An 11,331-nucleotide genomic window follows, 5' to 3' on the forward strand; every position below is an offset into this window, starting at 1 on the left:
AGAGGAAATTGCAAGGAAAGCAGCCAGAACTTTAGCAGTGTGAGATGTTTGGTCGAAAGAGTCCGACAGTTTACTTTTACAGAAGGAGGCGCAGGTGTGCGGCAATTTATTCAAGGGTTGAAAGTTCTGGGTGTGGGTTTGAGTATTTTGCTGTTCGGTGCCTGTGCCATGACAGATACCAGCGCAAGCTCACAAGCGCAATGGTTGGCATCGGAGCACCAAGATCATCCGTTGGTTGGCCGCCTCTGGTCTGTGGCAGAACAAAGGTTTGTAGAACCAGCAACCTTTTTTGCGGAATTGCCTGGTAATCACTGGTTATTGATTGGTGAGCAGCATGATAACCCCGATCATCAGCGGCTGACCTTGGCTTGGCTGCAGGCTCTAGCAACCAGCAATCGGATGGGGGTGCTGGCGCTGGAAATGGCAAGACTGGAACAGCAGCCATTGCTGGATGCACAGCTGGGACAGCAGGTGACACCGGAAGATCTGAACTGGACACAGGGCTGGCCGTGGGAGCGTTACGGTGCACTGGTACAACAAGGGTTACTACAGGCACAGCAGGTATTGGCCACTGACCCGTCCAGAGAAAAACAAATGCTGGCTTACCGTGATGGTGCACCACAAGCGGCATTAACAAGGGCGCAGGCTGAAGCGCTGGATGCTCTGATCGACCAGGGGCACTGTGGCATGTTGCCTGCTGAGCGACTGCCAGCCATGCGCCAGGTGCAGCTGTTCAGGGATCAGGTTATGGCAGCAACACTGGCGGCTGTGCAGTTGCAAGGGCGGGTCGGGTTGATGCAAGCCGGTGCTGTTCATACCCGCAGGGATATAGGTATCCCACGCTGGTTGCCTGATGGTATGGAATACAGCAGCTTGTGGCTGGTGCAGGTCAACCAGCACCAGCAGCCAGAAGAGTATCTGGCGGCTGGTGTGGATGGGATTCCCATTACGGATTACATTTATTTCACCCCTGCTATCCCGGCAGTGGATTATTGCGAGGCTTTTAAGTCGCCCAGTCAGTCATCCAGTCGCAGGTGATCACGAATCAGCTTGACCAAGGTCTGGCTGGCAGCAGGAGCGTCAGTGTCCACGGTCACCGCATAGCTGAGTTCTTCCTGGGTGAGGGGTTCGTGGGTAGCCAGTTGATGCTCAAGCACCAGCAGATCAGCTTCGGCGATTTTTTCACCCTCCTGCATCCTTTTGGCCAGACGACGGCGCAGGGTGGCTTCATCCGCTTTTAATGAAATGATCAGTGAAGGCAGCCCCAGCTGTTCAGCAACACTGCGCAGCTGGTCGCGCTGGGCTTTTTTCAGGTTGGTGGCATCCAGGGTTACCGGGAAACAAGAGCGCAGTACCGAGTTTGCCAGCTGGGTCAGGCGGCTGTAGGTTTGCTGGGTTGCCTCGCTGGTGTAAATGCCACCGGTCAGCTCGGAGCGTCCATTCTCTTCTGCTTTCAGGCCAAACAAGCGCTTGCGTTCAACGTCGGAGCGGATACGAATACCGCCCAGCTCTCTGACCACATTGCTGGTCAGGGTGCTTTTACCGCTGCCAGAAAAGCCGTGGGTAATCAGCAGATAGGGGGAGTGGAAATCAGTGTAGCTTTCTGCCAGATCGGTATAACTGCGATACTGACGCAGCACTGTGGCCTTGTCTTCATCATCCAGACCGGGCTGAGCTAAGCGGAAAAGGTTAACCTTGGCACGAACCAGTGCCCGGTAAACCTTGTAAAAACACAAGAGTTGTAAGCCTTCATAATCACCGGTCTGTTCCAGGTAATGGTTCAGGGTGAGCTGAGACATTTTTTTCAGTCCACGGTCTTCCAGGTCCATTAGCAGGAAAGCCAGATCACTGATGACATCACACCAGCGGAAAGCATCATTAAATTCAATACAATCAAAAGCCACCACCTTACCCTGCCATAGGGTGGTATTGCCCAAATGTAGGTCACCATGGCACTCACGGACAAAGCCTTGTTGCAGGCGCTCACTGAGCAGCGCCTCGTGACGCTCAAAGGTATCCTTTGACCATTCCTCCAGCAACTGCAGTTGTTTCAGGGCGTCTTCATCGTTCAGTAGATCACGGATCTGGTCAAAATTCTGTTGTGCCGGAAACCAGATGGCTTCGGGTGTGCCTAACCCATCCGGCGGGGTGCCGGGTGCAATCTTGGCATGGAAATCAGCCAGTTGTTCGGCCAGTTGTAACAAGTGGCTTTCTTCTAACTCACCGCGCTGTTGCAAGGCATTCAGCAGTTGTGAGTCATCAAAACGGCGCATTTTGAGTGCATACTCAAAAGGTGCACTGGCATCCCCGATCAATGGGACATCAGCGCTGCCGGAAATGGGTAATACATCCAGATAAAACTCTGGTGCCAGACGCTGGTTCAGCTGCATTTCCAGTTCGCAGAAATGCTTACGCAGATCCAGGCTGGAGTAATCAAGGAAACCGAAGTTAACCGGCTTTTTAACCTTGTAAGCAAATTCACCCACAAGAAAAACCCAGGATATATGGGTTTCGCGCATCTGGATATCGCTGGCCGGATGCGGGTAGCTGGCGGGATTTTTTAATGCCTGGATTAATGCCTCGTTCATGGGCTGCTCCTTTTGATTTTTGATTTATTGGTTTGCAGCCAGTCGTGCAAAGGCTTTTTCTGCAGCAGCCAGGGTGATTTGTAGTTCTTTTTCACCATGGCAGGAAGATACAAATCCTGCTTCGTAGGCCGAGGGTGCCAGATAAACGCCTTCATCCAGCATGGCATGGAAAAAAGCTTTAAAGCGTTCAATATCACAAGCCGTGGCATCAGTAAAGTTATGCACAGCGGTAACTTCGGTGAAGAAAAGTCCAAACATGCCACCGACCTGTTGTGTCATGAATGGAATGCCGGCAGCCTGAGCCTTCTGCTGCAGACCAGAGCAAAGCTGGCTGACAAAATCACCAAGTTTCTGGTGAAAACCGGGCTGGCGTAACTTGGTCAGCAGCGCCAGGCCGGCGGCCATCGCCAAAGGGTTGCCAGACAGGGTGCCGGCTTGATAAACCGGGCCCAGGGGTGAAAGGTGATTCATGACTTCGGCTTTGCCACCAAAAGCACCTACTGGTAGTCCACCACCGACAATTTTACCCAGTGTGGTCAGATCCGGTGTGATGCCATAGTGCTGTTGTGCACCGCCCAGAGCCACTCGGAAACCGGTCATGACTTCGTCAAAAATCAGCAGTGCACCGGATTGATCACAAACTTCACGCAGGGTTTCCAGAAAACCCGGTTGTGGCGGAATGCAGTTCATGTTGCCAGCAACCGGCTCCACAATGATGCAGGCAATCTGATCACCCAGTTGTTTAAAGCATTCACGGATACCCTGAGCATCATTAAAAGTTAGAGTCAGAGTGTGCTGGGCAAAATCAGCAGGAACGCCCGGAGAGGTCGGAACACCAAAAGTCAGTGCGCCGGAACCGGCCTTGACCAGCAGTGAGTCACTGTGACCGTGATAACAACCTTCAAATTTGACAATCTTGTCGCGTCCGGTGAAACCACGCGCCAGACGTATGGCACTCATAGTGGCTTCGGTGCCTGAGTTGACCATACGCACCCGATCCATGGACGGTACTAGCTCACAAAGCAGCTCGGCCATTTCGGTCTCAAGAGCAGTGGGGGCGCCGTAAGATAAGCCGAGTTCCAGACGATCACGAACAGCATTCAGAATATCCGGATCAGCGTGTCCGGTGATCATTGGCCCCCAGGAGCCGACATAATCAACATAAGAGCGGTCATCTTCATCCACCATGTAGGCACCAGCTGCCTTTTTAATGAATAGCGGCGTGCCGCCTACACTTTTGAAGGCGCGTACTGGTGAGTTAACACCGCCGGGAATGGATTTGGCCGCGCGTTCAAAAAGTTCTGCTGAGCGTGTCATGGTGTACCTCATTAATAAAAGATGGTGAATACTCAAAAGCCTTGCGGTACTGGAGTACAGCCTGGCATGGATCGGCTGCTGCAAAAATACCTTCGGCTGCTGCAATCATGCTGGCGCCGGCCTGTACAACTTCTGATGCGTGCATTGGGGTGATGCCACCAATGGCTACGCAGGGAATTTGCAGGTGTCGGGTATGCAGAAAAATACTTAAAGGAGCAGCGGGAGCATCCGGCTTGGTTTTGGATGGATAACAGCGACCAAAAGCCAGGTAGTCGGCTCCCTGTTGTACGGCCTGTTCAGCCAGTTGCAGGCTATTATGGCAGGTGCGACCAATCAGAAAGTGGTTGCCGAGCAGTTCCCGTGCATGTTGTAAGCTGGCATCACCCTGCCCCAGATGTACACCGCTGGCTTCACAGGCACGAGCGAGTTCGGGGTCATCATTAATAATAAACAAGCAGTCATAACTTTTGCAGAGGTCAGACAGCAAACGAGCCTGGCGTAATGCTTTGCTGGCATCGGCTGTTTTGTCCCGGTATTGCAACACACTCAGCCCGCCTCTTAATGCTGCTTCGACCCGCTCCAGCATCTGGGTGTCATCTGGCAACAGCAAGGGGTCAGTGATGGCGTAGACACCTGATAATTGTTGTTGTTTTTTATCCATGAGTGCTGCTCTGCAGACGAAGGGGCAAGTGCTGACCTTCTGTGAGTTTTAAGGCATTTTCCAGACTTTGCCAGGTGAAATCCTGAGCCAGAGTGGATGCTTTATCAAGGGGTTCACCGCGTGCCAGACAGGCTGCCAGAGCGGAGGCCAGTGTACAGCCGGAGCCGTGATATTCATGCGGCAAACGCTCCCAGCGACTGACCACAGGATCCGCTGAGCTGGCAGTGAATAACAGGTTTTTAACCCCACGGGTCTGGGCATGAGTACCAGTGACCAGTACCGCTTTGCAGCCCTGTTTGATCAGGGCACGGGCTTTTTGCTCAACACTCGCTTTGCCGGGGATCAGCAGGTCAAGCTCCGGCAGATTGGGTGTAATCACAGTGGTATGCGGCAGCAGTTCGCTTTTCAGGTGGCTCAGCTGTTCCTGATCAGCAAAACCAGTGCCACTGCTGCTGGTGATGACTGGATCCAGTATCAGCGGGATATCCGGGTAACGATTTAAAAAATGTGCCAGTACTTCCTGCAGTGCCAGACTCCCGGTAACTCCCAGCTTGATGGCGGCAGGTCGAAAATCTTTCAGTAAGGCTGCCAGTTGGGCAGCAAAAGCTTCTGGCTCTTGAGGATTGATCTGACATAGTTCCCGGGTGTTCTGTGCCGTCAGGCAGGTGATCAATGTCAGCGGCCAGGTTTTTAATGCCAGCAGTGTCTGGGCATCAGCAATAACACCCGCTCCGCCGGATGGATCATGACCGCCGATAGCAAGAACACAGGGGTAGTGTTTCTGGAACTGAGAGCCGGTTTTTATCATGTTTGTGTTTTTTGAGCTGTGATTCTGTGAAAGCAAGGGTTACCAGGGTTTTACGATGACCAGAATGACAATAAATATCAGTATAAATACCGGTAGCTCGTTAAATACTCTGTACCACACATGACTGCGAGCATTCAGATCGGCGGCAAAGCGTCGCAACAAAGCACCACACCAGAAGTGGTAAACCAGCAGTAACGCAACAAGCAGCAGTTTGGTGTGCATCCAGCCTTGTTGCATGTAACCGGAAAAACCCAGGCTTAATAATCCTGCGCCCAGCAACACGGTCGCCAGCATGGCAGGCATCATGATGCCTCGATAAAGCTTGCGCTCCATAACTTTGAAGCGATCTGAGCCGCGTGTGTCTCCCTCCTGCAGTGCCTGAGTGTGATACACAAAAAGTCGTGGCAGGTAAAACAGCGCGGCAAACCAGGTGACCAATGCAATGATATGAAACGCCTTAAGCCATAAATAAGTCATAGTGATTCCGTGCAGTACTGAAAAAAGCAAGGATACCCTAATCAGTCTTGCAAGAGTAATCCGCAGGGGTAAAGTGGCATACCTGAGCAGGAAAATTGTGTATCATTTATTGCAATTATCAGTGCGATGTTCTGCTCAAGGTTCAGTAAGGGGGTCATGTGATCAAGGTCGGTATTGTTGGTGGAACCGGTTATACAGGCGTGGAATTGCTGCGGCTGCTTGCTATTCATCCTGATGCAAAGGTTGAGGTGATCACTTCGCGATCCGAGGCAGGTCTGCCCGTTGCGGACATGTACCCGAATCTTAGGGGCCACTATTCTGATCTTGCATTTTCCGAACCGGATGTGGGTCGTCTTGCTGCTTGTGACGTAGTGTTTTTTGCCACTCCGCACGGTGTTGCTCATGCATTAGCCGCTGAGCTGCTGGATGCAGGAACACGAGTGATTGATTTGTCTGCTGATTTTCGACTGCAGGATGCAGATGAGTGGGCGCGCTGGTACGGCCAGCCTCATGGTGCACCCGAACTTTTGTCTGAAGCGGTTTATGGTCTGCCTGAAGTGGCCAGATCTAAGATCAAGAGTGCCCGACTGATAGCAGTGCCGGGTTGTTATCCGACAGCTGTGCAGCTAGGACTGGTGCCCTTGCTTGAGGCAGGATGGATTGAACCGCGAGGTATTATTGCTGATTGCAAGTCAGGTGTTTCCGGTGCAGGGCGGGCAGCCAAGGTGGGTTCCCTGTTTTGTGAAACAGCAGAAAGTATGAAAGCCTACTCCGTTGGAACGCATCGTCACCACCCTGAGATCACTCAGGGTTTAACTGCCGCTGCAGGTCAGTCAGTGGGTATAACCTTTGTCCCTCATCTGACACCGATGATTCGCGGCATCCATGCAACCCTGTATGTGAGGCTGAACGGTAACAGCCTGAAACGAAGTGATGTGGAAATACAGCAGCTATTTGAGGCACGGTATAAAGGCGAGCCTTGTGTTGATGTGATGCCCTGGCAATCCTGTCCTGAAACACGCAGTGTGCGCGGAGCTAATATGTGCAGGTTGGCTATACACCGTCCGGAAGGCGGTGATTTGCTGGTGGTGCTATCTGTGATTGATAATCTGGTCAAAGGTGCCAGTGGTCAGGCAATACAGAATATGAACATCATGTTTGGACTGGATGAATCAGCAGGCCTAAAGTTCGCTGGGCTGATGCCCTGAAATGAGTGCTGACATTTAACGGATAACTGAGCAATGAAAAACGGACAGGAAGAGCGTCTAGAAATTATTTCATACAATCCAGCCAGACGTTTTTTGACTCGCATAGTGATGTTGATGTTGATGCTGGTGCTGGGTGGTGGTGGGTATTATCTAGGGCAGTGGTCAATCTGGCATGAGCGGGGGACAGCTGTCGTTGAGCGCGATGAACTGCGGATTAAGACTCGTGCACAGGAAAAAGAGCTGGTAGATCTGCGTCGTCGTGTTTTGGTCACAGAAAGCAGTAATGCGGTTGATCGCCGCGCATATCAGGAAGTACAACAGACCGTTCTTAATTTGAATGCTCGTATTGCTCAGTTAGAAAATGAGCTGCACTTTTATCAGCGTGTTATGGCCCCTGAAAAAGCAGACAAGGGTTTGCGTATTGACCGCTTTGAGATCAAGCCGACCGATAATCCGCTGGTGTATGATTATCAACTGGTGATTACACAGGTAACAGACAACAATACCTTCATTGAAGGGCGTGCGCTGGTCAGTATTATCGGTGAGCGAGGTCAGACAAAAAATATCACCTTGCCATTAAAAGATGTTTCACCCGATGTGGATGAGTTGAGTGTCAGATTCCGGTTCCGTTTCTTTCAGAATGTAGCCGGACAGCTATACTTGCCATCAGATTTTAATCCACAAAAAGTACAGGTAATCCTGCAATCAACCGGAAACAAGGCTATGCGCATCGAATCAGAATTTGACTGGGTCAGCCAGGAGGCTATTTAAATGTTTGGAAAAAATGCACCTCCAACAAATCACTTTGATACCCTGATTTCAGGCAAGGCTGAAATTGTTGGTGACATCCATTTCTCGGGCGGCCTGCATGTTGATGGCCGAGTTTTTGGCAATATTATTGCCGATGACGAGTCCAAGGCTGTGCTGCGTATCAGTGATAAGGGTGTGGTTGAGGGGGAGGTTTCTGTTCCGCATGTGATAGTGAATGGCACCATTATCGGTGATGTTCACTCCTCAGAGCACCTGGAACTGGCTGCTAAGGCTATTGTTAAAGGAAATATTTTCTATAATACGGTTGAAATGGTGATGGGTGCGCAGGTCGATGGCCAGTTGGCGCATCGTTACAAGAGCGTTAAAGGCGGCGAAAAAGCCAAGATGCCAAAACAGGTGACGCGTGAGAAGCCCAAGTCGACTGCTGTGCCGGGTCAGGATGCGATTGAGGCGCCTAAGCATCTTGGCTCATCTCCCACATCGGTTTCAGCAGCAGCTAAAGCCGCTGTGATTGAACAGCAGAAAAAGTGACCGGCTTGTTCAGCCTGCTGTATCGAGCTGGCTCGATCGGCAGGCTTGGATACTTGACTAGTTTACTCGGTTAAGTCAGACTTGAATCTGATAACCGGAGTCTGAAGTATGACCTCAGCAGTAACCTTTGTTCCTAAGCCCCTTTTTGTGACGCCTTCCGCAGTCAATAAGCTGTTGCAGTTGGTCGAGGAAGAGTCCAATCCTGATCTTTGTCTGCGCGTTTATGTAACGGGTGGAGGTTGTTCGGGTTTTCAGTATGGCTTTGATTTTAGTGAAGAACTGCAGGAGGGTGACACCCTGATTGAAGAGCAGGGTGCCCGTTTTGTGCTGGATGAGCTGAGTTACCCTTATCTGACCGGTTCAACTGTGGATTATGTTGAAGGTCTGGAAGGTGCTCGATTTATCATCAAAAACCCGAATGCATCCACAACCTGTGGATGCGGCTCTTCATTTTCGATCTGATCTTTACGCCGGATAAAACCCACCAAGAACTCTCTCTCCTTTTGCACCCGTCACACTGGGTAGATTGCCGTGCTGTCTGTTGACATGCTGATGAGCTAGCCAGGCAAATGCAATGGCCTCCATATCCTGTGGCGGTATTCCTGCGGTATCCGTTGATGTGACTTTTCTGGGTGAGCTCAAAGCTCGAATTCTTGATACCAGAAAAGTGTTGAACCAGCCGCCGCCACAAATCAGCAGATGTGCCAAGTTTACGGGATCAAGGTATTTGATTTGATCAGCCAAAGTGGTAGCGGTTAACTCTGTCAGGGTTGCCAGCACATCTTCCGGTAAAAGATTTTGTTGGTTACAGACAGCCAAGTGGGTTGCCAACCACTGGGGGTTAAAGTGTTCTCGCCCGGTACTTTTTGGGGGCTGGCGTGCAAAGTATTCATCCGAACAAAGCTGTTGTAAAAGTTCTGGTATGACACGCCCGCTGGATGCACGGCGCCCAGATGGGTCGTAGTCAGATTGCCAGTGCTGCTGGTGCCATGCATCCAGCAGTAGATTGGCAGGTCCAGTATCAAAACCTATAACGGGTGTTTTCTGGTCGGCAGGCAGATAAGTTAAATTAGCGATGCCGCCCAGATTGATGATAATCCGATCTTCATCTTTTGATTGCAGGGCAGCTTGGTGAAATGCAGGAACCAGTGGAGCGGCCTGGCCCCCAGCAGCAAGATCCCTGCGCCTGAAATCACAAATGACATTATGCCCAGTCAGCTCAGCCAGCAGGCTCGGGTTTAATAACTGCAGGGTGTAGGGTGGTGTTGAATTTGGCTGGTGCTCAATGGTTTGCCCATGACAGCCCAGTGCTACGGGTTGCTGGTCATCAGCAATACCTTCTAACACTTGTTTGGCGCATTCAGCATAACAACGGGTGATGCCATCTTCAGCAAGAGCCAGATCCTTGAAGGTCAGCTGGTTTGCGTGAGCAAGGCCGGTTAACAGCTTGCGCAGTTCGGTCGGTAGAGGAAGGCTGTAACCAGCGATTCGTGTCAGTTGTCCGGTGCTAGCGTCAAAGCGAACCAGTACCCCGTCAACAGCATCAAGACTAGTTCCGGACATCATCCCTACGTAATAACTGAACATTTCAGCTCCTGAATCTGCTGTTTGGTGGGTTATCAAGATAAGTACAGCTGCTATACTCTGCCACATTTTTAAGCGGGTACAAATGATGCCTTGTACCCCGGCAGAACCTGTTAAGGAAAAAGCATGAGCAACCTGAACGAATCGCTGGCCTTGATTAAACGCGGAACTCACGAAATTCTGGTTGAAGAAGAGCTGATCAAAAAGCTGGAAGAAAACCGCCCTTTGCGTATAAAAGCAGGATTTGATCCGACCGCTCCTGATCTGCATCTGGGTCATACGGTATTGATCAATAAGCTGCGTCAGTTTCAGGATCTTGGGCATCATGTCATGTTTCTGATTGGTGATTTCACTGGCCGTATTGGTGATCCGACCGGCAAAAATGTCACCCGTAAGCCGCTGACCGAAGAGCAGGTGATAGCCAATGCGCAAACCTATAAAGAGCAGGTGTTCAAGATTCTTGATCCAGCCAGAACTCAGGTGATGTTCAACTCCGAGTGGATGGGCAAGATGAGTGCCGCTGATCTGATTGGTCTGGCTGCACAACAAACTGTGGCGCGGATGCTGGAGCGTGATGATTTTGAAAAGCGTTATAAGGGCAACCAGCCTATAGCTATTCATGAATTTCTCTACCCGCTGGTGCAGGGCTATGACTCAGTGGCGATGGAGGCAGACATTGAATTGGGTGGTACCGACCAGAAGTTCAACCTATTGATGGGGCGGGAGCTGCAAAAGGGACGAGGCATGACGCCTCAGGTGGTGATTACCATGCCCTTGCTTGAAGGTCTGGATGGTGTGCAGAAGATGTCCAAGTCGCTGGGTAATTATGTTGGCATCGACGAAGCACCTGGAGTGATGTTCAATAAGCTGGTCTCCATGCCAGACAGTATGATGTGGCGTTATTTTGAATTATTGTCTTTCCGCAGCATGGAAGAAATTAACCAATTAAAGAAAGATGTTGAGCAGGGCGCAAACCCGAGAGACATCAAGATCCTGCTGGCGCGTGAACTGATTGAGCGCTTTCATGGGGAAGAAGCTGCAGCAACAGCACACAAGTCTGCGGGTAATCGTCTTGCTGAAGGTGAGCTGCCGGAAGATCTGCCAGAAGTTGATCTTGAGCTGGAGGGCGAAGACGATCTGCCGATTGTTGCAGTCATCAATCGCGCAGGTCTGACCGCCAACAGTGCGCAAGCCAAGGATGCCATCAAGCGTGGTGCTGTTAAGGTGGATCATGAAGTTGTCAGTGAAGATTGCCGCTTGAAAAAAGGCTCGGAGCAGGTGATCCAGGTTGGTAAAAAGAAGTACGCAAAAGTCCGTCTGATCTGAAGATCTAAAAAACTTTCAAAAAGGGCTTGCAAGTCGAATTCAGATGCCTATAATACGCAG

The 11,331-nt window shown here is 50.9% G+C and carries 12 protein-coding genes; 6 read left to right on the forward strand and 6 right to left on the reverse strand.

Translation table 11 applies throughout. The annotated features are described in order from the left end of the window. Positions 1-96 precede the first annotated feature (96 nt). Positions 97-1,038 carry a ChaN family lipoprotein gene (locus tag IBX50_RS03030; protein WP_292253190.1) on the forward strand — a complete coding sequence of 314 codons (942 nt, stop codon included), beginning with the start codon at positions 97-99 and terminating at the stop codon, positions 1,036-1,038. Here IBX50_RS03030 and IBX50_RS03035 read toward each other — a convergent pair. Genes IBX50_RS03035 through hemJ form a run of 5 tightly spaced genes read right to left on the reverse strand, consistent with a single transcriptional unit; the run spans position 1,017 to position 5,851 of the window. Beyond that, on the reverse strand, positions 1,017-2,588 hold the full coding sequence (locus IBX50_RS03035; RefSeq protein ID WP_292253191.1) for a bifunctional aminoglycoside phosphotransferase/ATP-binding protein: 1,572 nt from the start codon (positions 2,586-2,588) through the stop codon (positions 1,017-1,019). The genes IBX50_RS03030 and IBX50_RS03035 overlap by 22 nt on opposite strands. Positions 2,589-2,612: 24 nt before the next feature. Next, complete coding sequence (gene hemL, locus IBX50_RS03040) at positions 2,613-3,905, reverse strand: glutamate-1-semialdehyde 2,1-aminomutase (RefSeq protein ID WP_292253192.1); 1,293 nt, start codon at positions 3,903-3,905, stop codon at positions 2,613-2,615. Beyond that, on the reverse strand, positions 3,880-4,566 hold the full coding sequence (gene thiE, locus IBX50_RS03045) for a thiamine phosphate synthase (RefSeq protein WP_292253193.1): 687 nt from the start codon (positions 4,564-4,566) through the stop codon (positions 3,880-3,882). The genes hemL and thiE overlap by 26 nt, the downstream gene beginning before the upstream one ends. Continuing rightward, entirely contained in the window at positions 4,559-5,374 is an 816-nt protein-coding gene (locus IBX50_RS03050) for a hydroxymethylpyrimidine/phosphomethylpyrimidine kinase (RefSeq protein WP_292253194.1), read from the reverse strand. Before IBX50_RS03050 ends, thiE begins: the two co-directional genes overlap by 8 nt. 39 nt (positions 5,375-5,413) lie before the next feature. Further along, positions 5,414-5,851 carry a protoporphyrinogen oxidase HemJ gene (gene hemJ, locus IBX50_RS03055; RefSeq protein ID WP_292253195.1) on the reverse strand — a complete coding sequence of 146 codons (438 nt, stop codon included), beginning with the start codon at positions 5,849-5,851 and terminating at the stop codon, positions 5,414-5,416. A gap of 158 nt (positions 5,852-6,009) precedes the next feature. Between hemJ and argC the strand changes: the two genes are divergently transcribed. The 4 genes from argC (at position 6,010) to erpA (ending at position 8,823) form a co-directional block, all read left to right on the forward strand. Further along, a complete protein-coding gene (gene argC / locus IBX50_RS03060) occupies positions 6,010-7,059 on the forward strand; it encodes an N-acetyl-gamma-glutamyl-phosphate reductase (protein WP_292253196.1) in 1,050 nt (349 codons plus the stop codon). A 33-nt stretch (positions 7,060-7,092) separates the two neighbouring features. Then, positions 7,093-7,830, forward strand: a complete 738-nt coding sequence (locus IBX50_RS03065; protein WP_292253197.1) for a DUF6776 family protein — start codon at positions 7,093-7,095, stop codon at positions 7,828-7,830. Further along, positions 7,831-8,361, forward strand: coding sequence for a polymer-forming cytoskeletal protein (locus IBX50_RS03070; protein ID WP_292253199.1), 531 nt, complete (start codon positions 7,831-7,833; stop codon positions 8,359-8,361). It abuts the gene before it with no gap. A gap of 108 nt (positions 8,362-8,469) precedes the next feature. Then, a complete protein-coding gene (gene erpA, locus IBX50_RS03075) occupies positions 8,470-8,823 on the forward strand; it encodes an iron-sulfur cluster insertion protein ErpA (RefSeq protein WP_292253201.1) in 354 nt (117 codons plus the stop codon). A gap of 3 nt (positions 8,824-8,826) precedes the next feature. Here erpA and IBX50_RS03080 read toward each other — a convergent pair whose 3' ends face one another. After that, entirely contained in the window at positions 8,827-9,948 is a 1,122-nt protein-coding gene (locus IBX50_RS03080) for an anhydro-N-acetylmuramic acid kinase (protein WP_292253202.1), read from the reverse strand. A gap of 123 nt (positions 9,949-10,071) precedes the next feature. Between IBX50_RS03080 and tyrS the strand changes: the two genes are divergently transcribed. After that, a complete protein-coding gene (tyrS, locus tag IBX50_RS03085) occupies positions 10,072-11,271 on the forward strand; it encodes a tyrosine--tRNA ligase (RefSeq protein WP_292253203.1) in 1,200 nt (399 codons plus the stop codon). Positions 11,272-11,331 lie beyond the last annotated feature (60 nt).

The organism is Marinospirillum sp., assembly GCF_014859565.1.

Bases quoted from the DNA above. Each gene is read 5' to 3' on its own strand.
- IBX50_RS03035 (WP_292253191.1), bottom strand. From the start codon at position 2,588: ATGAACGAGGCATTAATCCAGGCATTAAAAAATCCCGCCAGCTACCCG.
- hemL (WP_292253192.1), bottom strand. From the start codon at position 3,905: ATGACACGCTCAGCAGAACTTTTTGAACGCGCGGCCAAATCCATTCCC.
- thiE (WP_292253193.1), bottom strand. From the start codon at position 4,566: ATGGATAAAAAACAACAACAATTATCAGGTGTCTACGCCATCACTGAC.
- IBX50_RS03050 (WP_292253194.1), bottom strand. From the start codon at position 5,374: ATGATAAAAACCGGCTCTCAGTTCCAGAAACACTACCCCTGTGTTCTT.
- hemJ (WP_292253195.1), bottom strand. From the start codon at position 5,851: ATGACTTATTTATGGCTTAAGGCGTTTCATATCATTGCATTGGTCACC.
- IBX50_RS03065 (WP_292253197.1), top strand. From the start codon at position 7,093: ATGAAAAACGGACAGGAAGAGCGTCTAGAAATTATTTCATACAATCCA.
- IBX50_RS03070 (WP_292253199.1), top strand. From the start codon at position 7,831: ATGTTTGGAAAAAATGCACCTCCAACAAATCACTTTGATACCCTGATT.
- erpA (WP_292253201.1), top strand. From the start codon at position 8,470: ATGACCTCAGCAGTAACCTTTGTTCCTAAGCCCCTTTTTGTGACGCCT.
- IBX50_RS03080 (WP_292253202.1), bottom strand. From the start codon at position 9,948: ATGTTCAGTTATTACGTAGGGATGATGTCCGGAACTAGTCTTGATGCT.
- tyrS (WP_292253203.1), top strand. From the start codon at position 10,072: ATGAGCAACCTGAACGAATCGCTGGCCTTGATTAAACGCGGAACTCAC.